Genomic DNA, 26133 nt, shown 5'->3' on the forward strand with positions numbered 1-26133 from the left:
TTCCTTACTCTGGTACTGTTAATGCTCCAGTTGCTGCCAGTATTCCCATTATAGACATAAGCACAACCAAGACAAACAAAATTCCCAGCATCCAGTTCAACCATTTCTTTTCAGGATGGTTAATCCAGTAATACAGCAAACCTGCAAATAGAAACGCTTGCGGAACGACCTCCATATAGCTGAAGATGTTGGTGGGGTAATTGGTGTAGATCATGCCTTCAATGGATGCAGGTGCCGCGCCAAACGTGGAGAGGATTCCCAATGCGGTAAGCACCCAACCAAGGATGAGCCAACCATTCTTCTTGCTGAAGAATGTATCTCGCAATGGATAGAACGCCAGCGCAAAAATGATGCCGCGAATCCACTGTAGACCGGGTCCCGCTGCCACCCAGGGACTATCCGTGGGACGCATGTAATTTTCCAATGCACCCGAGGCGAAGCTGTTCTCATAGTTAAGGAAGTTATAGGCGAGAATGCCCATCAGGAAGTATGTCAATGTATGTGCCACACTGGATTTGAGGATGAGACTCCATAAAGTAGGCTGATTAGTAGTATTCATGTTGATTCCTTTTCCCTATCACAATAGATCATTTGACCAAAAGATTCAAGAGGTTATTCTCCAAATTTTTCAAAGTTCTCCCTCCCCAAATCTCCATATGCCCTGTATAATCGCGCCCAGTATGAACACCATCTTCAACCCGTTCGCAGCTGCTCAAGCTACCGCCGCCGCTACATGCGCGACCTGTGAACCTGCCACGGCTTGAGACGAATGGAATGAAATCCAAAGTCCCGAAACCAACAGGTTCGGGACTTTTTTGTTGTAAAGAACGTGTCACCCTGAGCGATAGCGAAGGGTCGCTAGGACAATCGCAGAGATTCTTCGCTACGCTCAGAATGACATGAGTAATCACTTGGTATAATTCGCACGCTATTCTACAAATTTCGGAGTACTCATGAGCAAAAAACTAACCGGCAACCAGATCCGCCAGGACTTCATAGACTTTTTCGTCGAACACGGGCATACGGCTGTGCCGTCCATGCCGCTCGTGCCGGGTGGGGATGGAACCCTGCTCTTCACCAACTCGGGCATGGTGCAATTCAAAGACGTCTTCGTGGGTACTGATACCCGTCCTTACAAGCGCGCCGTCGATTCGCAGAAGTGTATGCGTGTGGCGGGCAAGCACAATGACCTCGAAGATGTTGGTCGCGATGATACGCATCACACTTTCTTTGAAATGCTCGGCAACTGGTCATTCGGCGACTACTATAAGAAGGATGCCATCGCTTGGTCGTGGCAACTTCTTACCGAAGTGTGGGGGCTGCCCAAAGACAAACTCTACGCCACCTGCTTCAAAGACGACAAAGGCAACGTCCCACAGGATGATGAAGCGGCGAACATCTGGAAAGAACAACCCGGCTTCGACCCTGAGCACGTCCTCTTCTTCGGGCGCAAAGAAAACTTCTGGCAGATGGCTGAGTTCGGTCCCTGTGGCCCATGCTCCGAGATTCACATTGACCTCGGCGAAGAACGCGACAATCTGCGCGGTACAGATCACGTCTGCGGCGTTAACGGTGAATGCACGCGTTACCTCGAATTGTGGAACAACGTTTTTATTCAATACAACCTCTTCGAAGATGGTCGCCTTGAACCCTTGCCCGCTAAGCATGTCGACACCGGCATGGGCTTTGAGCGCATCGTCTCCGTCTTGCAAGGCGTCGACTCAAATTACAAGACCGACCTCTTTGCTGGCTCGCTTGAAGTATTGCGCAGCCTCACGGGTCACACCGAAAAAGAAATGCTTGAGAACTTCACACCCTATCGCGTGATCTGTGATCACGTCCGTTCGGGTGCATTCCTCATTGCCGATGGAGTTGTGCCCGGTAACGCAGGTCGCAACTATGTGGCGCGCATGATCATCCGCCGCGCCGCGCGTTTTGGTTCCAAGATCGGTCTCAATGAACCCTTCCTTGCTAAAGTGGCGCAAGCTGTGATTAATGAATACGGCGATTTTTACCCCGAACTCGTCAAGGCTCAACCTGCCATTTTAGATAATTTGACTCGCGAAGAAGTCCGCTTCGCACGTACGGTTGAGGCGGGTACAGCTCATTTAGAGAATCTATTCTCTGAGATTCGCGCCGCCAATAAATCCGTGCTCGATGGTCACAAAGCATTTGACCTGTATGCCACGTACGGTTTGCCCTTTGAAATTTCCCGCGACATCGCCCGCGAACAAGGACTCGACGTAGACGAAGCCGGTTTCACTGCCGCGAAAGAAGAACACGCCAAAGCCTCCGGCGGCGGCAAAGCCATGGGCAAACTCGGCGGCGAAGATGCCGAATACTTTGCAGGCATTCTCAAAGACTTGCAATCGAAAAAGAAACTCGGCAAAGATGGCGTCGAATATGATCCGTATAACGGCTTGGACGTTGCCCGCTATTCCGATCTTGAAGTCCTCGCCCTCGTCGTGAACGGACAGTCCGTAGACTCCGCCTCTCTCGATGACCAGGTCGAAGTTATTTTGCCTAAGACTGGCTTCTATATTGAAGCAGGTGGTCAGGTCAACGATACTGGTTTCATCCGTGGCGCGGACTGGGAAATTGAAATCAACGGCATGCGCCGCGCTTCGGCAGGCGTCATCGTTCACATCGGCGAAGTTATCTCCGGTCATCCCAAAGTGGGTGACAAAGCCACCGCCGAAGTGGATGCGTCCCGCCGTCACGACATCATGCGCAATCACACAGCGACTCACTTGCTGCACAAGGCGCTCCATGAAGTTCTCAGCGACCAAGCCAAACAGGCGGGCTCACTCGTCTCTCCGACGCACTTGCGCTTCGATTTCAATCATCCCGAAGGCATGACGCCCGAGCAGATCGAACGCGTTGAGAAGATGGTCAACGAAGCCGTGGCAGCCGATATGCCCGTTGTCAAAGTGACCAAGTCTTTGGATGAAGCCAAGAAGGAAGGCGCAATGGCGCTCTTCGGCGAAAAATACGGCGAGGTCGTTCGCACGATCTCGATTATGGAATCCGACAGTTCTACTGTCGGGGAGAAGTATTCCTATGAACTCTGCGGCGGTACCCATCTCGACCGCACCTCTGATGTAGGCGCGTTCCTTATCCTTAGTGAAGGTTCGGCGGCGGCAGGTGTGCGTCGTATCGAAGCCGTCACCGGGCGCGGCGCGTATGAACTCATCCAGAAACGTTTCAAGACCTTGAAGCAAACCGCGGGCACTCTCAAGACCTCGTTGGATGAAGTCCCTGCCAAAGTGGATGCCTTGCAGGATGAAGTTTCTGAACTCAAGAAGGAGCTTGCCAATCTGCGCACGCAAGCGGCGATGTCAGCGTTTAGCACGCAGCTTTCAGCGGTTCAAGTTGTGAAAGATGTGAATGTACTTGCAGTGGAAATCCCCAATGCGGATGCAGATACCTTGCGTTCGCTCGCAGATAAATTCCGCGAGAAGTATCCGAAGAATGGCGTTGCGGTTCTCGTCACCGGCGCCACCGTCATTGCCACCGTGACCGAAGACGTGGTCAAACGGGGAGTCAAGGCTGGGGACTTGATCACAGGCATCGGCGGAAAGGGAGGCGGGCGTCCTAATCTGGCGCAGGGCAGCCTCAATGGAGATGTCAAAGAAGCACTGGCGAAACTGCCGAAAGTCGTCGAAGAAAAAGTGAAGTAACAAAAATGGCGGACGTTACGTCCGCCATTTTTTATTTTGCCGATTCAGCGCAGCGGAACCCGCGGCTAAGTCCTGCTGACTGTGGTTCATGCTTGTAGCGTGAGACGGCATATATCTCATTTGCATCCGCATCATAGGCGCCGCTGCGCATTGAACGTTCAATGCCATTTTCAGGTCCAGTGGGGTTTTCGTAGGGAGTTTCCACATAGTAGGTCAGGCTGAACCAATCTGCAATCCATTCGCGCACATTGCCTGCCATATTGAGCGCGCCGTATGGGCTTGCGCCGCTGGGGTAGCGATATACCGAAACAGGCTCTCCGACCAATGACCCAGTGAAATTTGCCAACCTCGGGTTGGGAAGTTGGTTGCCCCATGGGTAGCTGCGTGTATCAGTACCACGTGCTGCTTTTTCCCATTCTGCCTCGGTAGGCAACCTGCGCCCAGCCCATTCACAATAGGTTGTCGCTGCATACCAACTCACATACACGACTGGCAGGTCGCGGTACACCCACTGACCATAATATGGATTTTCACTCGTGATCGGCAGGTCGCAGGTGCCAGCTGCTACACATTTGGAATACATGCCATTGGAAACTTCCACCCGGTCGATCCAGAACGCGTTGAGATAAACCATGTGTTCGGGTGAGTTGCCGTCTGGAGTGCCTGGTTTGCCCATTTCAAACTCGCCCTCAGGTACATAGACCTGTACCATTCCATCTGCAGGGGAAACTTGTTTTTTGATGGGCGTTATCCGCTTCCAACTATTAAGGTTGTAAGCGGCGATCTCGTAGCGAATTTTTTGTTCGCTCAATGTTCCTGCTTTATAGGCATTGTTCAATCGGATGACGACATCGAAGTTGAAAACTACTGCGGCAGTTATAAACAGAAAGCCGATGGTGACAAATGACAAAATAAAGGTTTTAGATCTGGACATGGTGAAATTATACCTAGTGCGCTCTTTGGATGCAGGCTAGCCGACGAGGATCAAGCCCCCGAATCCATTCAGGCGGGCGGATTCTCCCTGAGCTTCGTCCCCGACCGAAAGCTTGTACGCTGTTTCTGAAAATTTAAGTCTGACCTCTTTGGCGGTCTCGCCAAAGTTCAAAAGCACAAGCAATGTTTCGGTCTCGGTCTTGCGCGTGTATCCAAATACCTCGTCAGGGAGACCCTCCAGAAATTCGAGTGTCCCTGTCTGCAGCGCCGGGTTTTCTCTGCGTAGACGCATCAATGATCGGATGGTGTTTAGAAGTGAGGCGCTGTCTAAATTTTCACTGGCAACATTAATATTGCCATATTCCGGGTGGACTGGCAGCCAGGTCTGTTCTGCAGAAGAAAAGCCTGCGTGTTTGGTGGAGTCCCATTGCATTGGGGTGCGGACTTCGTCGCGGTTGACGGTCACATTGAGAAGGTCAAAGACGAAGCGCGGTGCGAATGTGTATTTGTGAGGGATGGGGTCCAGGGCGGTCTTGAACGGCAGATGCAGGTTGGTCATGCCGATCTCTTCGCCGTAATACATGCAGGGTACGCCACGCACGGTTAGCTGCAGCATGTGCAGTAGTTTTGCCTTGCGCATGTCATTCCCAAGCCGGTGGATGCTGCGACGTTTGTCGAGATTACTGAATACATAAACCGGCATGAAAGGCGGCGGGAAATGGGTTTCGATGTCGCTGATCAATCTGCGGAAATATCCGGCTGTGAATTTGAATTCGAGCATTTCGAAATCGAAGGCGAGCGTCAGACCGTCATTTTTTTCTTCCCCGGCAAATTTACGGACAATATTCCGTTTTGCCGTGATCTCACCGACCGTCAGCGTATCGCCGAATTCTTCACAGACCTGTCTTAATTCTTTGGCAAGCTCGAAACTTTCCGGCTGGTCTTGTGAGAATTTCGCCTTCTGGAAATATCCCGAGGGATCATCTGGTGTGGGTGCAAGTTTGAAGGTGAATGGATTGTTTCGAAATTCGGCATCTTTATAAATCGTGTTGAAAATATCCAACCGAAACCCGTCCACGCCTTTGCCAAGCCAAAAGCGGATGATATCGAACATGGCTTTTTTTACATCCGGGTTGCGCCAGTTCAGGTCTGGTTGAAAGGGCAGGAAACTTGACCAGTAATATTGACCGCGTTCTTTTGCAAAATGCCAGCCGTTGCCGCCGGTCATACTGTTCCAATTATTCGGTTTATCGCGCCAGATGTACCAGTTTGCTCTGGAGTTATCTCTTGACGATCTGGATTCTTTGAACCACGCATGCTGGTCGGAAGTGTGGTTCAAGATCAGGTCAAAGATCATGCGCATCCCACGCTTGTGAACTTCATCTATCAATTGCAGGGCGTCATCCATGCTGCCAAATTCAGGTGAGATGCTGGTGAAATCGGCAACGTCGTACCCAAAATCCGCTTGAGGCGAGGCGAAGAAAGGCGAACTCCAGATCGATTCAAAACCAAGATCACGGATGTAATCCAGTTTTTGGATGATGCCTTGAATGTCGCCTATCCCGTCACCGTTGCTGTCTTTGTAGGAACGCGGATAAATATGATAGATGCTGGTTGTGTGATACCAGGGGGCGCTTTTTTTCAATGTATCAACTGAAGAGAACGAAGATGGTGATGATCAGCAATTGTGCCATTGGGTAGAAACTGGCATTGTCGAACAATGCGGCGGCTTGGCGCCCTTCCTGTCCATTGGCAAGTTGAAGCCCGGGGCGCAGGAGCAGATAGCCGGCAGAGGCGGCGCTTGCGAGCAGATATGCCCAGCCTAGATTTAGCGGTGACGCCATCGGCAGGAGAAGGCTCAAGACGGATGTAACGGACAACGTAACAACAACGATCTGTCCCGCTCGTTTTGTGCCAAAGTGGATCGGGATGGTCTTGGCGTTGACGCGCTTGTCTTCAACAGTGTCATTCCAATCAGCCGGGATGTTCTGCCCGCCGATCTCCCAGAAAAAGACCCATGCCAGAACCAGCAGCACGAGTGTGGGGGCAGGGGAAGGATCTACAACGAAGATCGCAGCAATGGGTCCGCTGGATTTGACAAACCCGCTCACGAAAGTACGCAGGTAAGTGACTTTTAGAAGCATGACATAGATGATCTCCAGAATTGCGGCTGCGATCAGGATGATGTCTATGGCGGGATTGAAAAAATAAGAACCGATCAGGGCTATTGTGAACCAGCCAATGAACCATAGCCAGCCGCTGCGATAGCTGAGCGCATTTTGTGCAAGGGGGTAGCGCAGGTCTGAAGCTTCAACGGAATACCCGGCGTTGATCCCGCCGCTGAATTTTTCTTTGTCTACTGCAATGCCTATCAGGTCGTTCAATGCATAGATGGCGGTATAGGCGGCAAAAGCGGTGAAGATCGAAAGTAGGATGGTTCCAATTTCCGGGAATTTTCCCAGCCAAAGCAAGGCGATGAATCCGGGACCGGCGAGATCCAGTACGCCGTGAGTGGTTCTCGAAAGTGCGAAAAATTTCTTCATTAATTATCCTTTGCGTCGGATTATTTGCTTTTCGTGAAGTGCATCATGTAGTTCACATCTTCTTTACCCATGGCAACCTTGAACGTGCCGTTGAATGGGTTGTACATCAGGCTTGCGATGCGTGCATAGGTGAGCCCATTCTGTGCTGACCAGTCCTTTAACTCGCTTGGGCGGATCAATTTGCTGTACGAGTGGGTGCCGCGCGGTAAAAGCCGCAGAATATATTCCCCGCCGACGATGGCGAAGAGGAAAGCTTTGGGCGTGCGGTTGATGGTGGAAAAAAAGATGTGCCCACCGGGCTTCAATGCCTTGACACAGGCGGCAATGATCTTGTTCGGTTCGGGGACGTGCTCAAGCATTTCCATGCAGGTCACGGCATCGTAGGTACCTGCGCGTTTTTCAGCGAGATCTTCCACGCGTTCGTATAAATACTCAATTTCGAGACCGCCTTGTTTTGCATGATGCCTTGCTGCTTGCAAAGAAGCTTCGGAAAGATCGGTGCCTGTCACCTGGGCGCCTGCCTTGGCGAGCGCTTCGGACAAGATTCCGCCGCCGCAGCCTACATCCAGGATCTTGGGCTGGCTCACAGAAAGCTTTTCTGTAATAAAGTTCGTGCGCAGTGGATTAATAGTATGGAGAGTGCCCATTTCTCCTTTGGGATCCCACCAGATCTGGGAGACACGGTCGAATTTATCGATCTCTTTGTTATCGGCATTTTCAAATGTGGTCATGTTTTATGGCAATCCAATCTTCTAGGTTTTTTACGGCAGATTCGATCTCGTCTCTGCAAATATCGTTCAGGAATATACATTCACCCAATCCGTTTGGCATGGGGACGCGCTGCAGGCGGTTGCGGTGGTAGGTTCGTTCTTCAAGCGACTCCCACAACAGTTCGGTATCCAGGATCGCAGTGTTAAGGGAAATGCCCAATGCGGCGATCAAATTGAAAAATCTCCCGGTCTCTGCCTCGGAGAGCATGCCGCGCGACCTGGCGATCAGCATGGAGAGCACTATATCAAGCAACACAGCTTCGCCATGGAAGAGATGCGCTTCATGGCGGGTCTCCAGCCCGTAGCTGAAGGTATGACCAAAGTCCACTTTGCGAGCCAGTTCTTCTTCGAAGAGATTCGGCTGCAATTCCTCCAACATACCTGAAATTGCCCGGTCCAGAATGATGCCGCCTTGTTCATCCTGAAAATTAGAATCCACGCTTTGTGAGCCATGGCATTCCAGCATTTGGAATAACTCGATATCTTTTATTACTGCCAGTTTGATGATCTCACAAACGCCATTAAGGATGTGCCGCCTTGGAAGGGTTTTAAGAAGCGAGCGGTCGAGCAGAACCTTTTGCGGCGGCGTGAACGCGCCAAGCCGGTTTTTATGACCGTCAAAGTTCAAGCCGGTCTTTATGCCAATGGACGCATCAACATACCCCATGAGTGTGGTGGGAACCTTGATGTGCGGGATGCCGCGCCGGTATGTGCTGGCGACAAAGCCGACTATATCGGTTAGTACCCCGCCGCCAATGGCGATGATCGGCTCATCCCTGCGGTGGATCGGGAAGGCGTCCAGCGCACGTACGATGGAGATAAAGTTCTCCGGGGTCTTATTTTCTTCCCCACCGGGGAACGGATATATCTGCGCCTCGATTTGATGGGACTCAAAGTAACTTCTGATCTGTGACGCATGATTTTTGTAGACGGTGGTATCCACCACCACAAATCTGCGGGCGTTTTGTGTTTTTCCTGCAGAAAGCAGGGATAGGTTTTGCGGATGAAACAGGTTGGGTGAATTGACAACCTCGTACTCGATCGTGTGTTGATGGGTCACACGCCATGTTTGCGTTCTATCTGTCATACTACTTTGCGCCAGTTGGATTTGGCATCCAACACCCTCCTGGCAAGCTGTTGTGCGAGTTCAAGGCTGTGATTCTTATAATTGCCGCATTGCATGATGTTGACGTACGGCACTTCACTGGCGCTTAAAATATCATTCAGAATATTCTCGTATACTGAGCAGATCTTCCCGGCATTGCCTTCGTTGAAGAGGGTCAAATAAAAACCGGTCTGACAGCCCATTAAGCCAATGGAGATAAAATTTTGCGGCAGGTATTTTTGAAAGCCAGCCAGTAGAAAATGCTCGTACGAGTGCATTTCGGTGGAAGAAAGGAATGTAACATTTGGTTCATTGATCCGCAGGTCGACTGCGTAAACCACATCGCCTGCCGGTCCGGTTGTGAATGAGCGCAGTTTGACATGCGGCGCCTTCAATAAACGATGGTCAAGCTCCCCGACCGTGGCGGGTTCCCAACCGAGTTGTTCAACGTTTATCATTTTTACTTACTCCTCTGTCTGAACAAGTGCTTATTATACGAATTGTGACAAATGCCTGTAGCTGTCGTTCAGGGCTTTTTGCCAGGATTGTACGTGGTGATACAGTTCAACGGATGCGTACCCTGAAAATCCATTGTCATTCAATGCCTTGAGGCTTGCGGCAAAATCCATTGTTCCTTCGCCGGGAATTTCATGAAAGTGGACAATGCCCGTCAGGGTGTTCGCCACCATTTTGTTCATCAACAATTTGCCGTTCGCGTCTTTTGTGCTGCGCAGGTAAATAATAATGGGGCGCGCACGTTCAAGCACATCGTATGTTAATCCGGGAACGGATATTAAATAAACGAAGATCTCGCTCTCGAATTGGGATGTGCCTGCGAATAGACTGTTATAGTCTACGAAGGCGGGTGACTGGGAGATATTGACAGAAGCCAGGATCGATTCGATGCGTTTCAATTTCCTGCTGTCCGGTTTTTCGCCATCGTAAAAATAGATCGGGTGATCGCGATCCACCAACAGGTATTCTGCGGAATCGGGGAAGTAGATCAGGTAGTGCGCAAAATCCATGTCGAGTTTCAGGTCGTCGGTCATTTTGACAAGTTTGAGGTTATACCCCTCTTGTGCATCGGAAACATGCAGGAATTTTGCATAAGGCGCGGCTTTGGCAAGCGCGCCGAGATAGTCCTGTTCAGAGCAGAAATTGTGGCACAGGTCCAGATGAAGCTGGAATTTAGGCGAATTGATCTCTTTTACCAGATCCATACCTTGCTGTAGAGTTTCGATGTACATTCCCGGCTCAGGCTCGATCAACAAGGTAATGTCTTCATCATCATGAACAGAGCGCAGGCATTGCTGGATGCTGTCTATCAGGAGTTCGCGCGGGTTGACTGACGGGTTTGCAACATGTTCGTCGCGAATGAAACCGCTGCCAAAGGTGACCAGGGATACGTCCATCTTGCGGGCAAAGTCAATTCCGCGCCGGACAAGATCAATGCGGCGTTTCCTGCCTGCCAGGTCGGGAGTCATTAGGGAGGGTTCATGGGGGCGTTGGGGTGTAAAAAAATGCGAGGCGGTTGAAACGCAGGCGGGTTTTACCTGCACAGTCTCAAAACGCTTCTTGATGGCTGCTATCTTTTCATCTGTGATATCAAAGGGATTAAATTGATCCCGGTGAAACGATAACTCGATCCCCGGATACCCTGCCTTATCCACCTCGGTGATCGAATCCAGATAGCTCAGGTTGGTTAATCCGAAGGTACTGTAACTTAATTTGATCATGACTGCCGCTCCAGTGTATTCCAAACGGCGCAACCTTTGCGTTTATTTGAGCTTTTTGGGAGTGCTTTTCTCTCTCTTCCGTTTGGCAATTGGCAATTCTACCACTGGCTTGTGATGAATTGTCCAATCGTGCCAAAGGGATTAAGCCCAAAACGTGAATACATTTCAGGCGCTAAATAGTTGAGTGGATGCGTTCCTTGTGAGGCGATTGCTTCCGGTAATGTCTTCCCTTATCAAAAATAAAAGTTGAAATCCCTCTTGAAACATGTCAAAATGAATCATATCGTTCGATGGGGGAACTTTCCCCAACAGCGATACGTCCATTAGGAAACAGAACGAACCCGTAGGGAATGCCATCCCTGAAAGGAGGGCGCATGATGTGATGTGAATTCTTTTGAAGACCAGTCGGACGCCGCCAGCTGATCTTCTTCACCTGTTCGTATTCAAATTATATATTCTTAAGGAGAAGAAAAATGTCCACCTTACGCAAAACCTTTGGTTATTGTGCCGTATTTTTGCTGCTATTTTTAGCAGCTTGCGGAAGTGCTCCCGCTTCCACTGAATCCCCGTCCTTTCCTGAAGTATATGATCTTGCCCCTGCTGCCACAGAGGCAGCTGCCCTTGAAGAACAGTCCCTCAAAGGTCCGCAGCAAAGTGGCGGAAATCTCCCTGCAAGTAACGAACCATATGATATGTTCTTCGAAGACTATGGGGTCAATCCATCCATAGATACCGAAGATGACAACCTGTCTACTTTTGCTTTGGATGTGGATACCGGTTCTTATACCGTCATGCGCAATTACCTGAATGACGGTAACCTTCCGCCCGAAGATTCAGTGCGCGTGGAAGAATATGTCAATTACTTTGATCAAGGTTATGACTTTCCGTCCGCGCATCAGACTTTTGGCATTTATATCGATGGCGGACCATCCCCATTCACCCAGACCGAACGCTACGACATGATCCGCGTCGGGATTCAGGGCTATGATGTGCCAGAGGATGAAAGAAAAGACGCGGCTCTGACCTTCGTTATCGATGTCTCAGGCTCAATGGACATGGATAACCGCCTGGGCTTGGTCAAACAATCGCTTGAGATGCTGGTGGAGCAATTGCACCGTGACGATACCGTCAGTATTGTGGTCTATGGATCAGAAGCGCGCGTCGTTCTTGAGCCGACACGGGGTTCAGATTCTGGGAAAATTCTCAACGCCATTTACAGCCTTAGCCCCGAAGGTGCCACCAACGCCGAAGCGGGTATCCGCCTTGGGTATGGCATGGCGATGGAAGCCTACAAGCCGGGTGGAATTAATCGGGTGATCCTCTGCTCGGATGGCGTGGCAAACGTCGGTGAGACCGGACCCGAAGCCATCCTCGAAGAGATCGACCACTATGTCGCCGAAGGCATCACGTTGACGACCATCGGCTTTGGTATGGATAATTACAACGATACCTTGATGGAACAGCTCGCAGATAATGGCGACGGCTTCTATGCCTATGTGGATGACCGCGACGAAGCCCGCAAACTGTTCATTGACGAGATCACCGGTACACTGCAAACTATCGCCATGGATGCCAAGGTGCAGGTAGAGTTCAACCCCGAGGTGGTAAAGAATTATCGCCTGGTGGGGTACGAGAACCGCGCCGTGGACGATGATGAATTCCGCGATAATAGTGTGGATGCAGGCGAGATCGGTGCGGGTCACTCTGTGACGGCGCTCTACGAAGTGAAACTATACCCCGATGCCTTTGGAAAGATCGCCACCGTCTACATGCGCTGGCAGGACCCGGATACGAATCAAGTCGTGGAGATCTCGCAGGATTATTTTGCCGAACAGATTGAGCGTGACTTCCGCGAGACCGACCCGTATTTCCAGCGGGCTGTCATTGTGGCTGAATATGCCGAGATCCTGAAAGGCAGTTACTGGGCAGAGGATAGCTCTTTGAACGATGTCTATGATGAAGCCCGCCGTTTGGAAGATTATCTCTATCGCGACGATGAAATGGAAGAATTTGTTGACCTTGTAAAGCAAGCCACCCGTTTGCGGTAGTAAGTGGTCGTCAAAAATAATTAGAATTCCGTCATTGCGAGACGCGGTCTTCCCTGCACCGAACGCAGGACGGTGTGCGGCGAAGCAATCCCAAGACTTGAGGGCGAGATTGCTTCGTCGGGAAGATCACCCTCCTCGCAATGACGATGTTCTTTTAGTACAAAAAATCCCGCCCTGTTTTCAGGGCGGGATTTTTATTTCTTATTGAGCGGCTTTGAACTTCCAGTTCTGAATGCCCCAACTCATGCTGCCCCAGGTATTAAGTACGTATCCTTCAAGGTTATCGGCAATGCCGTAATTATCCTGGAAGAGATACAGGTACACCTGCGGCAGGTCATCGATCACTGCCTGACCGACTTCACAGTAGGCGGCTTTGCGGGTTTCAAGGTCAAAGCTGGAGCCAGCCGTTTCGAGCGCGGCATCTACAGCCGGGTTCTCCCAGCGGAAGTAATTTCCGCCGGTGGGATTCTCTGCCGTGGTGATGCGCGACGAATGATAGGCATCGAAGTTGTAGCCCTGCGGTTCGGTGGTGAAGCCACGGTCAAAGATGAGCATGTCATAGTCGCCGACGGCACGCGGAGAATTATCTTCGAAGGTGCCGAAGATGATCGAGAAGTCATAATTCTGAATGCGCGCTTCAATGCCAACGGCTTTCAGGTTTTCGACGAGGAATTCTTCAGTGAGCTGCAAAGGATCGAAAGCGGTATACCCTTGCAGTTCCAGCGAGAGGCGGGTTCCATCTTCAGCATACATCGCGCCTTTCGCAACACGGATGCCATCATCGCCCATGACCCAACCAGCTTCATCGAGTAATTTATTGGCGGCTTCTACATCGAAACCGTATTTGCGGGGCAGTTCACACTTGTACCAACCATAGGCGAAGGGATTGGTCGAATCGCCGACGCTGCCTTGCAATACATCTTGTTGCAGAGAGCCATAATTAATGGCATGCGCAATTGCCTGCCGCACGCGGATGTCACCGAGGATCGGGTGCGGAGTCGCAGCCGTTGGGTCACCATCGAAGGGCGCGCTCAGGTTGAAGTCAATCGCCATGTTCCAAATGCCGGGGATGAGATATTGCTGGGCTTTGCCCTTAAGCAATTCATTGTATTCAGCTGTGAATTCACCGGGCCACAAATGGAATTGCGCTTCACCGTTTAACATCATCGCCGTTTGAGCCGAGGCTTCTGGCACGATCTCAAAGACAACTTCGTCGAGATAGGGTTTGCCTTCTTCATAGTAGTTTGGGTTGCGGGTGAGTGTGATGCGCTTGCCCGATTCCCAATTGCTCACCACGAACGGACCTGCCGACACCGGTTGGCGATTCCATTCCCAATTCGCCATGTCCTCTGCCGCACCCGTGGCGTGACGCGGGAATAAGCCATAAGCAAATTGATCGAGATAGCCGGGGTAAGGCTCTGAGTATGTGAGCACGATCGTCAAGTCATCGGGCGTTTCGACATTGGAGATCAAATCGAATCCACTAGTGCCGACCAACGCGCCAGAGTTCGGGTTCGAAAGAACCTCGATCGTGAAACGCACATCATCAGATGTAATCGGCTCGCCATCGGACCATTTCAGGTCTGCCATCAACTTCCACGTTACGGTTAGAAAATCATCCGAGATCGTGGGCAATCCTTCTGCCAGCACCGGCAGGAAATTACCGGTCTCGTCAATAGTTACCAACCCCGTCATCGAAGTTGAATCCGCCACCTGACGCACAATCGCGGCATCTGCTAGATAGAAATTCAGCGTGGTCGGTTCTTCCGGCAGGATTAGGACGACTGTCCCGCCTCCTTCGCTGCCAGCAGCGGGTTCAGCACTTCCAGCCCCACATGCGCTGAGAATCAGTCCCATTACAACGAACAGTGTCAACAGTTTTAATTTCATCTCTTCTCCTTTTAATCATAGAGCCTGGCGGGTTTTCAAAACCTGTCAGGTCTTATTCAGCATGAATCACAAACGGATCAAACGCATCGCGCAAGCCATCGCCGATGTAATTGATCGCCATCACTGTCAGAAAGATCATAAAGCCCGGAAAAAATCCCAGCCACGGTGCAGTTAGGATTTTATCCTGCGCGGTCGAAAGGATGCTGCCCCAGGTGGGTGTGGGTGGTTGCACACCAAAACCCAAATAGCTCAAACCCGATTCGGTGATGATCGCCGATGCCATTTGCAAGGTTCCACTCACCAGGATCGGACCCACACAATTGGGTAGAATATGACGCACGATCATCCGCCACGGACTGCCGCCCATGGCTCGGGATGCCGTCACAAACTCTTTTTCGCGCAACACCAGAAAAAGTCCGCGTACGAGGCGGGCGGGCCACATCCAGGATAACGCGGCGATGATGATGACCACCACAAAGATGCTGTTCTGCAAAATGAACAATTGTTGTTCACGCAGAAAAGCGCCTAGTAAGATCAACACAAAGATGGTGGGGAAGGTTAAGAAGGCATCAGTGATGCGCATCAAAATGGAATCCGTCCAGCCGCCGAAGTATCCGCTTAAGGAACCCACGACCACGCCGACAAAAATCGAAAGTAAAGTAGAAAGCAAGCCTACTGCCAACGAAACGCGCCCGCCGTGCAAAATGCGCGAAAAGACATCACGTCCTAATTCATCCGTGCCGAACCAATGGGCTCCGCTAGGGTCTTGAAATTTATTGGTCGGGTCTTGATCCGTAGGGCTGTACGGATTTAAACTCGCCAACGCACTGGCAACGATCAACAGCAACAAAACGGCAACGGCAATGCCTGCGAGTTTGTGCTTGAAAAAACGCCGCAGGATGATGAGCGTCATATTTTCTTCTTGTACGATGACGGACTCAGTCATATTTCACCTGTGGGTTGAGCCAGCCATACGCCAGATCAGCAAGGATATTGCAGACGATGATGAGCACCGCCGTGATCATGACCACGCCCAACAATACCGGATAATCACGACCCTTCGCCGCATCCCAAAATAAACGTCCCATGCCGGGCCATGAGAAGATGGTTTCTACGAATAACGCGCCTGCAAATAAACTTGGCAAGTCTAGTGCGATGAGCGTGACCAACGGCAGGATGGCATTGCGCAGTGCGTGTTTGAAATACACGCCGCGTTCCCCCAAGCCTTTTGCGCGCGCCGTGCGGACGTAGTCTTCATGCAGCACATCCATCATGCTCGACCGCAGAAAGCGTGAATACCAAGCAAACCATCCCAAGCTCAGTGCGGTAACCGGCAATACCAGATGCCAGAGTGTATCGAGCAGGTTGCCTTCCTGTCCGCGTGAGTTCATGCCGCCAACCGGGAAGAGCGGGTCGCCGGTGAAAGGATTTTTCAGCGTGATGTAAAAGACAACGATCAAGCCCAATCCCAGCCAGTAGACCGGAATCGCTTGCCCAATGAATGTGACTGTTGTCATGACATAATCAAACGGCGAATACGGTTTGCGCGCAGAGAAAATCCCAATGGGGATCGCCAACAGCAGGGTCACAAAAAAGGAAGCGCCGACCAAGACCAACGTATTGGGGATGCGTTCCCCGATCATTTCTGAAACAGGACGACGAAACTTGATCGAGTCGCCCATATCGCCTTTTAACATGTCACCCAGCCAACGTCCGTATTGCACGGGCAAAGGGTCATTCAACCCCAGTTGTTCTTCAATAACTTCGATCTGTTCTTTCGAAATATTCGGGTTGCGTCGCGCCGCCGTGAGCGGACCGCCCGGCGCAGAACGAACCATCAGGAACAGCAGAATACTGATGATGAACAAGATCGGAACCGTTTGCAGAATGCGGCGCAACGCATATGTGGTCATTTATGCCTCAAAGACAGTTTTGCCGTTCACCATGGTCAAGACGGGTTTGGCTTCCATGATATTTTCTTTTGGCAAAGCAAAGAGGTCATGCGAGAACAAGACCATATCCGCGAGATAGCCTTCTTTTATTTGTCCTTTTTCATTTTCCATGAACTCGGCATAGGCTGCGTCGCGCGTGTATCCGATGATGAGTTCTTCAAGAGTCAGATTATGCGATGGAATGCCCTCAGCCCAAGTCTCACGATTCAAGCCCACATGTAAATTGATCATCGGGTCGAAGGGTGCTACGGGCCAATCACTGCCATAAGCGATTTGGTTGCCTGCATTCAGAACATCACGCCAGGCAAACGAGAGATGCCAGCGTTGCTTGCCAACGCGAGTGGGCCACACATCTCCTTCTGAAATGCTGAAAGGCGCATGGCTGGTTTGCATAGAAGGCAGGACGCCCAATTGTTTGAAACGTGGCAAGTCATCGGGATGATAGACTTCGATATGTTCAATGCGATGACGACTGTCACGCTTCCCATTCGCCTTTTGAACGGCTTCGTATCCATCCAGCGTTCGCCTCACTGCGCCATCCCCGCAGCAATGGACGAAGATCTGCAAGCCCATTTTGTCGCAAAGGCTTGCCATGCGTGTGAAATGTTCTAGCGAGAAAATACCATCCGGGTTGGCGTCTGCAACATCGGCATACGGCTCCACGTTGAGTGCCGTATACGACTCCCATACTCCATCCATAAAGAATTTTGCCGCACCGCCGCGCACAAATTCCCCTTTGACCTTTGCCATCTCCGCGGCTTCGCTGAGCATGGCTTCGGTGGTTTCCGGTTTGATGTGATACGGTTCGTAAACGCGCACGGTCATTTCACCGGCATCTTCCACAGCGGCGTAGGTCATTAATTCTTCCATATCGCCGTTCATGTTGTGGACGCTGGTCACGCCAGTGGCGTTGATGCGTGCCATGGTCATTTTGAGCAGTTCGCGTTTGCGGGCTTCGCTCGGTTCAGGGATTAGGTCGGAGACCAGCCCCATGGCGGTTTCGCGCAGTTCGCCGGTGGCGAGTCCATTCTCATCGCGGACGATGACGCCATTGCCTTCCGCCTCTTTCCCCGGCTGGAGAATGCCAGCCAATTCCAAGGCTTTGGTATTCGCCCAAGAGGTGTGCCCGTCATAGGCGTTGATGTAGATCGGTTTATCGGCGATGATAGCGTCTAACTCGTGACGATTCGCGATGACGTCATAGCGTACGCCGCGTCCATCGATCCATTCGGCGGTCTTATTATTTTCTGCAAACTCAAGCAGAATATTTTTTACATCTTCGATATTTTTTGCATCATACAACTGAGCTCCACCCATCGAGATCGAACCCCAAAGCAGATGAAAATGCGAATCGATGAATCCGGGGGTGAGGGTACGTCCCTGACCATCTAAAACTCGCGTGTTTGCATCTTTATAAGCACTTGCGCCTGCATTGGTGCCAACATACACGATGCGATTCCCCTTAACCGCCACAGCTTCGGCTTGCGGCATGTCTTTGTTGCTGGTGAAAACTTTCGCGTTCTCTACTACGAGATCTGCCTTGGTAACCATACGTCACTCTCCTTGAGTTGTGTGACCTGAATATACATTATCTATGACCGGCGGGCAAGAGAAACTTTTACCGCGGTGGTTTATAATCATTCTTAATGACTGAAAAGACGAAAGTAGTGGTCGCCATGTCTGGCGGCGTGGATTCTTCGGTTGCAGCGGCTTTGCTCAAGGAGCAGGGTTATGACGTGACCGGTATGATGATGCGCCTGTGGAGCGAGCCCGGCAAGGAAGAATCTAACCGCTGCTGTACACCCGACTCCATGGCGCAGGCACGTCGTGTGGCAGGGATTTTGGACATCCCCTTTTATGTAGTGGATGCCAAGGATGTTTTCCGCGAGACGGTCGTGCAGTATTTTCTGGATGGATACGCCAATGGCGAAACGCCGAATCCGTGCTTGATGTGCAATCGCCAGATCCGTTGGACGTTTTTGCTCAATCATGCTCTGGCGTTAGGGGCGGACTTCATGGCGACGGGGCACTACGTGAGAATTCAGAATGCAGAAGGCGGAATGCGGATTTTGCTTCGTGCCGTTGACCATTCTAAAGACCAGTCTTATGTGTTGCATGTGTTGGAGCAGGATAAGTTGAAGCACGCGCTCTTTCCGGTGGGGGATTATCCCAAGCCGGAGATTCGGGCGATTGCTGAGCGGTTTGGTCTGCCGACCGCCTCACGCAAAGATTCACAGGATTTGTGCTTTTTAGCAGGCGAGGATTATCGTAACTTTCTGCAACGCAACCTGCCGGAGATATTACAACCGGGCAGTATCGAAACTCCAGACGGTAAAGTGATCGGTGAACATAACGGCTTGGCGAATTACACCATTGGTCAACGCAAGGGATTGGGTGTGGCTTCGGCGGTTCCACTTTATGTGATTACAAAGAATGCAAATACTAATGCCTTAATCGTGGGCACGCACGAACAGATGGGCACAACCGAGTTGACTGCACGTGACGTCAACTGGGTGAGCGGAGAAGTGCCTGCAGAGCCATTCCGTGCGGATGTGAAGATCCGTTATACGGCGAAAGAGGTTCCGGCGTTGGTTCAGCCGATGATGGGGAATCAGGTAAAGGTCACGTTTGATGCGCCTGTGCGAGATGCGACAAAGGGTCAGGCGGCGGTATTTTATGAAGGCGAGAGAATGCTTGGCGGGGGCATTATCCAATAAATGATTTGCGTATAGTCATACAGGTGTTGGAATTGATGATTACGTCGAGTAAAGGAGATGGCTGTGAACTATCGAATTGAATCATTTATATCTGTTCGTTTGTTCGTTGCGCCACAGTAGGCATTATGAATCTTCCAGCTATTTTGTTCAGTTTGGTGATCGCATTTCTTGCAGCTACGTTGTTTCACATTCTGCGTGGCGGGAATGGCTGGCGCCTGCTCATTAACATGGGCTTTAGCGCCCTGGGCTTTTGGCTTGGGCAGTGGATCGGTGTTTGGTTTAACTTTGTTTTGTTGAAACTGGGTGTTTTGGATATTGGGTTGGGTGTGATCGGAAGCCTGGTCTTTCTCGGCTTGGGCGATTGGCTTATGCAGATCAAACCGGCAAATAAAAGCAGTGTATAATCCACGCCCGTTGTGAATAATATTGAAAGTGAGACAAAAATACAATGGAATTCCTGAAAAGCGCTCTTGACCTTTTTCTGCACCTCGATGAATATTTGCAGACGATCATTACCGATTACGGCACCTGGACCTATGCCATTTTGTTCGTGGTGATCTTTGTTGAAACCGGCTTGGTGATTATGCCCTTCCTGCCCGGCGACTCGCTGCTTTTTGCTGCGGGAACTTTTGCGGCTCTCGGCTCCTTTAATGTTTGGGGTCTGATCGGACTGCTAATGGTGGCAGCGATCTTGGGCGATGCAGTCAATTACTCGATCGGTCATTACCTGGGTGACCGTGCTTACAATATCAAATGGATCAAAAAAGAATATCTTGATAAGACCCACGCTTTCTTTGAAAAGCATGGCGGCAAGGCGATCTTCCTGGCGCGTTTTGTCCCGATCGTGCGTACATTCGCGCCGTTCGTGGCTGGTATTGGGCGCATGTCTTATGGGTACTTCGCTACTTATAATATTGTTGGCGGCATTTCCTGGGTCACTATTTTTACCCTGTTGGGTTATTTCTTTGGAAATATCCCTTTCGTGAAAAACAACTTCGAACTGGTCATCATTGTTATTATTCTGGTGTCAGTATTGCCAATGGTCTTCGAATGGTGGAAACACCGTCAGGAAGCGAAAGCAGGCAAGTAACCAATGCGGGCGGGAGAGAATCCCGCCCTTTTTTATATGAAATATTTGGCGGCGTTTTTTCTTCTTTTTATAATTTGTATCGTTATATTGGCAGACCGCGGTCAGCTTGGTCCTTTGGAATTTCTGTATGATTTTCCGTATGGAGATAAATTCGGGCACTTCATCCTTTTTGGACTGCTCAACCTTTTCTTTACCCTGGCGTTTCTTCGCGCGCTTCCCAACCGGAACTCATATCGGGTTGCTCTTGCAGTGGGTTTGATTCTCGCCCTTGCCATTGCCGCCGAAGAGTATTCACAGCTGTATTTTTCCACCCGCACATTTGACTTGATCGATCTCGCCGCCAGTTATTTAGGAGTTCTTGCTGGCGGCTGGGTTGCTTTGCGACTTCAAAAATAGGTCGTGCAGAAGCACGACCTATTTTGTTTTTGCTTTTTACGGTTTGAGGATCAGGTGACTTTCCGCATCGTTGATGATGGAGTCTTGCTCCCACCACATTGGGTAATATTCGATACCCGCCCAAAGCGGTGCCATATCTATATAGTGCGGGTGATAGGCATGACCAGACTGTCCTGTCGTATGAACGGTGAGAGAGTTGTTCAGGTTGCTTGTGTCCACGATCATGCGCATGGATGGCAGCCAATCCACTTCGTAGGAAGTGCCCAAGTCCCAACCGGTTGCGTTGACGATGCTTTGACCACCGCTGGTTTCAAAGGGTCCGCGATTGAACAAGTCTTCGATCAGGCTGATTCCCGATTGTCCCAGTGTCCCGTTCTCAAATGTGGCAGTGTGGAGGTTGCCCCATTGCGGCCATTTGGCAGGGTCTTTGCCGTATTCCTTTTCCAGTTGATCTACAGTTTCAATCAGTGAAGCGATAAAGACATCATCGCGGGTTTCAACAATATCTGTGGTTAGTTTGTCGTCCCAGAAGAAATTATCGGGAGTTGGCAAAAGCAGACGGAAGGTCTCGAAATCTTTTGAACCGCCGCTGACGGCAGAACGTTCGGGCAGGTCGTCGTTTAGGGTGTTCTGGTCGAGGTTCCACCAGAACCATTGGAAGACGGCGCATGCCTGAGAGTCGCGTGAGCAGACGGTATCCCAATTTTTCATCAGATCGAGGGCATACGCCTGATTCGGAGTTGCGTCTGCATAGGTGATCTCATCCCAGACCGGAATGATGCTTTGAGCATTCAGGTCGGTCGAATCGCCCTGCATGGATTGGATGTAGGCTTTGTCTATCTTGCCGGGAGCGCTTTCGATCATATCTACAATGCGTTGGGCGCGGTAGCCATAATCCCAATCTTCTGTGATGAGGTAAGGATAATCCCAGGGGTTGACTTGATTGTTGGCAGTGACGATGTATCCCTCAGCAGGGTTGAAGGTGTAAGGCTGCTCCTCGAATGGGATGAAGCCCGTCCATTCATATTCGTCTGTCCAGCCGGGGACGGGTAGAGTGCCGTCGCCATTCTTGCGAATGGGGATGTCTCCTGGCATTTGATAGCCAATGTTGCCATCAATATCTGCATAGATAAGGTTCTGGGCTGGCACATGGAAACCGCGTGCGGCTTCACGGAATTCATCCCAGTTCTGTGCTTTGTCAAAGCCCCAAATGGCTTCGAATGGAGTCGATGGGGTGAGTGCTGTCCAAGCCAGGGCAACAACGTATGGATCGGGGAGCTCGATACCAACACGATCTTTGAATGGAACAAACTTTTCGTCTTCCGGATCACCAGCATCTTTGGTTGGTCCGTAAGCATCTGAGATGACCGGCCCATGACGGGTCTTTTTTACGGTGATCGTTACGGGCTCGCCGCCAGCGATGTTGATGGTTTCGTCGTACATTTCAAAATCAACCCATTCACCATTGACTTCATACTGATTTGGATTTTCAGGATTGACCTTTTCAATGTACAGATCCATTACGTCTGGACCTACATTGGTGAAACCCCAGGCGATCTTTGCGTTATGACCGATGATCACACCAGGCACGCCTGCAAAGGAGAACCCCGCTACTTCGAATGGGCAGGTATCGGAGGTTTCAACACAGTGTAAGCCAACCTGATACCAAATCGACGGCATTTGAATGCCCAGGTGCGGATCGTTCACAAGGTAAGGCATGCCAGTATCAGACAGTTTGCCCGAAACTGCCCAGGAGTTTGAACCAATTCCATCACCAAGCGGACCGAGGATCGGGTCCAGTAATGAGGCGTTGCGGACAGTAGAGTCTAATGACAGGGCAGCATAGTCGAAGGTTGAAGACCCAGAGTTGGGTTTTACCGTCGAGGCTTGGCTTTCGGTTGGGATCTCATTGACAATGACTGGATGATCTTCAGGGTATTTTGGGTAGATCAAAGCAACTTGTTCTGGAGTGAGCGTCTTTAATAGTTCGGCGCGCTCGATCTCTTCGCCCATGTTGCCACGCAGATCCCAAGCCATGGCTTTGCCCCAGGTGAGTGAGTGAACGGGTTCCCACGGTTCGATGACATAGTCTGGGCTGAGTAAACCAAGAATGGCATATTCGAGGCTGAGGGCGGTATCGCTGTGGTCTTTGAGGTAGGCGTTCACGCCATCTGTATACGATTGCAGAATAGCGCGGGAGTCTGCATCGAGCGAGTCCCATTCGGCTTGGGCGGTTTTACGCCAGCCAAGGGTGCGCAGGAAGGCGTCGGTTTCAACCTGACCTTCGCCGAACATTTCGGAAAGTTCACCAGAGCCGATATGCCGCCACGAGTCCATCTGCCAGAAACGATCCTGCGCGTGGACGTACCCCTGCGCAAAGAAGAGGTCGTGGGGTGTGCTCGCATAAATGTGCGGGATGCCCATTGCGTCGCGATAGATATCCACTTGACCGTCCAATCCATCTGCCTGGATCTCACCATCAATTTGTGGGAAGGATTTCGGCGCAACGGTGTTGGGCAGATAACTTTTGAAGTAGAACAATCCGCCTGATGCGACGATCAAAACGATGATGAGTAGCCCCACCAGGATCCGCCCTATGATCTTGCCTGCTTTTTTCATGCCGCCTCCAAAGTTGGAAATTATCCACTGCGCGGGGAGCGTCAGTGGTTCTATTAATACAACGGATGCAGATGGGATATTCGCCATCTGCATCCGTTGTTCCTGCTAAACAAAAAATTATCGAACGGTTCCCAGAAGCCTTGGGTACCAATACCAAACCACATTGGCGGCAGGTTTGCCGTGAATGGATGTGGATTTGTCCTGCAAGGTCACAGGGAGATAGTAGCCGCGGCTGACAAACCCTGCAACCCATGGGCGCGCGTTGATGGCGGTCAGCATGGCTTCGTAGATATCCGCCTGAGTTTGCAAGTTTAGGCTCACGGATGGCAGGTCGGTGTTGGGTCGAGAGAGTGCGTTAAAGTCCAAACAGCCGCCGGAGCCATTTGCTACACATCCGTTGGGTGCGCCTGCCACGGCGGGATAAGACACTGCAAGGATGACGGGCTTACCCAACAAGGATGCCAGCGGGGCAACTTCATTATCAAGCAAACGCCCGGCTTCGTTGGTGTAATCCGTTTTTGTGGAGGTCGGGCTGGGTGCGATCGGTGTTGACCACAAAAGGTAGATGCCATCCATATCACGCAGGAAACTTACCGGTGTGGTGAAGCTAGATTTTTCATAAGGCATTGCCCATAGCACCTGCCCTTTGAAATGAGAGCGCACATCTTGAATGATGGCACGCCATTGCGCTTCGGCGTCTGCCGGGACGTTTGAAGCGCTGCCATCAGGCAGAAGTCCGCCGGGTAGGGCGGGGGTGACCCAGTCTCCGCCGAGGATGATGGTTTGAGCACCGGTCTGGGTTGCAAGGTCTGCATAGTTGACGAGGAAAGCGCGATATCGTGTGAACCAGGTTTGCCACCAGGCGGCATCTTTTGGGGCGTTCTTCCAGAATTGCGTACTGGCGGAAATGCTGGTATCTGCCGAAGGCAGGAATTGCGGAGTTGGGAAGATCGCCGTATTTAATCCCAGTGCGCGCGCTTGTGAGATCATGATGGCGCTGTCGATCCAGAACGGATCCTGACCTGGCGTGGTGGAGAATCGCAGCGGCGCTACATTCGTTACTGACCATGTGGGTGTCAGCACGACCAGGTTGGAGCCAATGGCTTTGGTGTTTGCAAAGGCTTGGGGGGCATAGTAGGAAAAGTTCGGGTGGTGAACCGGTTGATATTCCACGCCTGCCACAAATCCGGCTGTGCGCGGTGTGATGGTGGTTCCTACCAGCGGGAAGGTTTCGGGGTTCTCGAACCATTTCCATGAACCGACACTATCTTGAATGTCCTGACCGAGCAGGCTGGTGCTTGCGATCCTGCCGGTTGGTGCATTGCCAACGGTTTGATTATCATCGGCGCTGCCGCATTGTCCGTTACGGCAATAACGATACGAAAAAGAGCCGAGGAAGTTTAGAGGGCTGTACAACTGGTAAGCCCAGCGATTGTTCCCAAGCGGCCACATGGGGATGGGTTCCATCCAACCGGCGCCTTTGAATTGTATATAAACAATATCTTCTGCCAATGTTACAGAGGGCACGCTGGCTTCAAATAATATCGGTCCAGATTGGTCTGATGCCAGCCATGTCGCCACTGTGTCTTGCACTACGATATCCTGGTTGGGGACGAGGAACTCACGCACGATCCAGCCGCCATCATTCTTGTGTTCGGCGTTCCAATAACCGCCGCCCAATGTGTATTTGTATTGAATATAAGTTCCAACCGGAAGCCCAAGCGTGATGGAGTATCGCCCATCTGGCTGCAAGTTAAGGATGGGCATACGGTCAGAGACCACGCTTTCGCCGCCTTGCAAGTCTGCGAAGGTATTCCCAAATTGCAAGATGTTGCCAGCAATGCGCACCGGCACACCGGGGACAGTATCCTGTGGCACGGAGACCATAAAGGTCACATTGACAAGGCTGGTCGGCTTGATGCGCAAATCCACAATGGTGGGGTTGCCTTCCGCTACAACTGCGCCTTGCTGAAAGGGTTGATATAGTCCATCGAGGCTGTAGGCAGTGAGTTGGTGCGTGCCAGTGGGCAGCCCGGCGATCTCAAAACGACCCAGCGAATCGGTAATGTAGTGAATGCCGCCCGCCGTAACCAGAATGTTAGGGATCGGTGAGCCGGTATCAGAGTTATATACCTGACCATGGATCGTACCTGTGGCGCGCGCATAACTTCTGTCGCTCCAATCTGCAATGACATCATGTACTTCAGCGGAACTGGCGACGCTGTGCAGGCGGTAACGGATTGCTGTACCGAAGGTGGTGTCTTCCACAGCGCCTGCGCCGCCCAAACGAATATACCGATATTTAACGACCGAACTCACCGGCAATGGCAAGGTGGCGGTGTATGTCAGATTGTCGCGCGGAGTCATGGGGTATTGTGTGGCATTCAGTGAAAGCCCGGTGACTTCATCCAATATGGAAATGGCAAGCGTCTCACCCGGCAGAAGCGGTTCTGGCAGGGTTACGATGAATGTGGTTTGAGTTGCAGCATAAGGGGTGTTTGTAATGGCAACGGGTCCAGGGGTGGCTGTGCCTGTACCGTCGCTTGGCGGGTTGAACAGGGATATCGTACACGCCTGACCAACCAGAACAACAAGCGCCGCCGCGGATAACCAACGGCGCAATGGAATGGATGAAACGTTCATTCTCTTCTCCT

The 26133-nt window shown here is 51.2% G+C and carries 20 protein-coding genes; 6 read left to right on the plus strand and 14 right to left on the minus strand.

Annotated elements, in window-relative coordinates:
* Nucleotides 1-4: 4 nt before the first annotated feature.
* Nucleotides 5-559 carry a hypothetical protein gene (locus IPG80_RS01160; protein WP_345101778.1) on the minus strand — a complete coding sequence of 185 codons (555 nt, stop codon included), beginning with the start codon at nt 557-559 and terminating at the stop codon, nt 5-7.
* A 394-nt stretch (nt 560-953) separates the two neighbouring features.
* Between IPG80_RS01160 and alaS the strand changes: the two genes are divergently transcribed.
* Entirely contained in the window at nt 954-3680 is a 2727-nt protein-coding gene (alaS, locus tag IPG80_RS01165) for an alanine--tRNA ligase (RefSeq protein WP_345101779.1), read from the plus strand.
* A 31-nt stretch (nt 3681-3711) separates the two neighbouring features.
* Here alaS and IPG80_RS01170 read toward each other — a convergent pair whose 3' ends face one another.
* Genes IPG80_RS01170 through IPG80_RS01200 form a run of 7 tightly spaced genes read right to left on the minus strand, consistent with a single transcriptional unit; the run spans nt 3712 to nt 10767 of the window.
* Nucleotides 3712-4614 carry an SUMF1/EgtB/PvdO family nonheme iron enzyme gene (locus IPG80_RS01170; protein ID WP_345101780.1) on the minus strand — a complete coding sequence of 301 codons (903 nt, stop codon included), beginning with the start codon at nt 4612-4614 and terminating at the stop codon, nt 3712-3714.
* A gap of 36 nt (nt 4615-4650) precedes the next feature.
* On the minus strand, nt 4651-6258 hold the full coding sequence (locus tag IPG80_RS01175; protein ID WP_345101781.1) for an alpha-glucosidase: 1608 nt from the start codon (nt 6256-6258) through the stop codon (nt 4651-4653).
* A 4-nt stretch (nt 6259-6262) separates the two neighbouring features.
* Nucleotides 6263-7156: a UbiA family prenyltransferase gene (locus IPG80_RS01180; protein WP_345101782.1), complete on the minus strand. Its 894-nt coding sequence runs from the start codon at nt 7154-7156 to the stop codon at nt 6263-6265.
* 20 nt (nt 7157-7176) lie between these two features.
* Nucleotides 7177-7887, minus strand: coding sequence for a bifunctional 2-polyprenyl-6-hydroxyphenol methylase/3-demethylubiquinol 3-O-methyltransferase UbiG (gene ubiG, locus IPG80_RS01185; RefSeq protein ID WP_345101783.1), 711 nt, complete (start codon nt 7885-7887; stop codon nt 7177-7179).
* Complete coding sequence (locus tag IPG80_RS01190) at nt 7874-9013, minus strand: sedoheptulose 7-phosphate cyclase (protein WP_345101785.1); 1140 nt, start codon at nt 9011-9013, stop codon at nt 7874-7876. The genes ubiG and IPG80_RS01190 overlap by 14 nt, the downstream gene beginning before the upstream one ends.
* Entirely contained in the window at nt 9010-9489 is a 480-nt protein-coding gene (locus IPG80_RS01195; RefSeq protein WP_345101787.1) for an S-ribosylhomocysteine lyase, read from the minus strand. Before IPG80_RS01195 ends, IPG80_RS01190 begins: the two co-directional genes overlap by 4 nt.
* A gap of 33 nt (nt 9490-9522) precedes the next feature.
* Nucleotides 9523-10767 carry a sugar phosphate isomerase/epimerase family protein gene (locus IPG80_RS01200; protein WP_345101789.1) on the minus strand — a complete coding sequence of 415 codons (1245 nt, stop codon included), beginning with the start codon at nt 10765-10767 and terminating at the stop codon, nt 9523-9525.
* Between the two features lie 473 nt (nt 10768-11240).
* Here IPG80_RS01200 and IPG80_RS01205 point away from each other — a divergent pair, with 473 nt between their 5' ends.
* On the plus strand, nt 11241-12815 hold the full coding sequence (locus IPG80_RS01205; RefSeq protein ID WP_345101791.1) for a von Willebrand factor type A domain-containing protein: 1575 nt from the start codon (nt 11241-11243) through the stop codon (nt 12813-12815).
* A 201-nt stretch (nt 12816-13016) separates the two neighbouring features.
* Here the strand turns inward: IPG80_RS01205 and IPG80_RS01210 are convergent, their stop codons facing one another.
* The 4 genes from IPG80_RS01210 to IPG80_RS01225 are packed head-to-tail and all read right to left on the minus strand — an operon-like array spanning nt 13017 to nt 18208.
* Entirely contained in the window at nt 13017-14705 is a 1689-nt protein-coding gene (locus IPG80_RS01210) for a peptide ABC transporter substrate-binding protein (RefSeq protein WP_345101793.1), read from the minus strand.
* Between the two features lie 52 nt (nt 14706-14757).
* Nucleotides 14758-15651: an ABC transporter permease gene (locus tag IPG80_RS01215; protein WP_345101796.1), complete on the minus strand. Its 894-nt coding sequence runs from the start codon at nt 15649-15651 to the stop codon at nt 14758-14760.
* The gene (locus IPG80_RS01220) at nt 15644-16618 is read right to left on the minus strand and encodes an ABC transporter permease (RefSeq protein WP_345101798.1); all 975 of its coding nucleotides are present in this window, start codon (nt 16616-16618) and stop codon (nt 15644-15646) included. The genes IPG80_RS01215 and IPG80_RS01220 overlap by 8 nt, the downstream gene beginning before the upstream one ends.
* The gene (locus IPG80_RS01225) at nt 16619-18208 is read right to left on the minus strand and encodes an amidohydrolase (protein WP_345101800.1); all 1590 of its coding nucleotides are present in this window, start codon (nt 18206-18208) and stop codon (nt 16619-16621) included.
* 95 nt (nt 18209-18303) lie between these two features.
* Here IPG80_RS01225 and mnmA point away from each other — a divergent pair, with 95 nt between their 5' ends.
* From mnmA to IPG80_RS01245, 4 genes are all read left to right on the plus strand, one after another.
* The gene (gene mnmA, locus IPG80_RS01230) at nt 18304-19374 is read left to right on the plus strand and encodes a tRNA 2-thiouridine(34) synthase MnmA (RefSeq protein ID WP_345101802.1); all 1071 of its coding nucleotides are present in this window, start codon (nt 18304-18306) and stop codon (nt 19372-19374) included.
* Nucleotides 19375-19499: 125 nt separating this feature from the next.
* On the plus strand, nt 19500-19778 hold the full coding sequence (locus tag IPG80_RS01235; RefSeq protein WP_345101804.1) for a hypothetical protein: 279 nt from the start codon (nt 19500-19502) through the stop codon (nt 19776-19778).
* A 44-nt stretch (nt 19779-19822) separates the two neighbouring features.
* Complete coding sequence (locus IPG80_RS01240; RefSeq protein ID WP_345101806.1) at nt 19823-20464, plus strand: DedA family protein; 642 nt, start codon at nt 19823-19825, stop codon at nt 20462-20464.
* Nucleotides 20465-20551: 87 nt separating this feature from the next.
* On the plus strand, nt 20552-20860 hold the full coding sequence (locus IPG80_RS01245; protein ID WP_345101808.1) for a VanZ family protein: 309 nt from the start codon (nt 20552-20554) through the stop codon (nt 20858-20860).
* 36 nt (nt 20861-20896) lie between these two features.
* Here the strand turns inward: IPG80_RS01245 and IPG80_RS01250 are convergent, their stop codons facing one another.
* Together IPG80_RS01250 and IPG80_RS01255 are read right to left on the minus strand one after the other, a co-directional pair.
* Entirely contained in the window at nt 20897-23479 is a 2583-nt protein-coding gene (locus tag IPG80_RS01250; RefSeq protein WP_345101810.1) for a penicillin acylase family protein, read from the minus strand.
* Between the two features lie 117 nt (nt 23480-23596).
* The gene (locus IPG80_RS01255) at nt 23597-26122 is read right to left on the minus strand and encodes a carboxypeptidase regulatory-like domain-containing protein (protein ID WP_345101812.1); all 2526 of its coding nucleotides are present in this window, start codon (nt 26120-26122) and stop codon (nt 23597-23599) included.
* Nucleotides 26123-26133 lie beyond the last annotated feature (11 nt).

The organism is Candidatus Villigracilis vicinus (assembly GCF_016702885.1).
Lineage (GTDB): Bacteria > Chloroflexota > Anaerolineae > Anaerolineales > Villigracilaceae > Villigracilis > Villigracilis vicinus.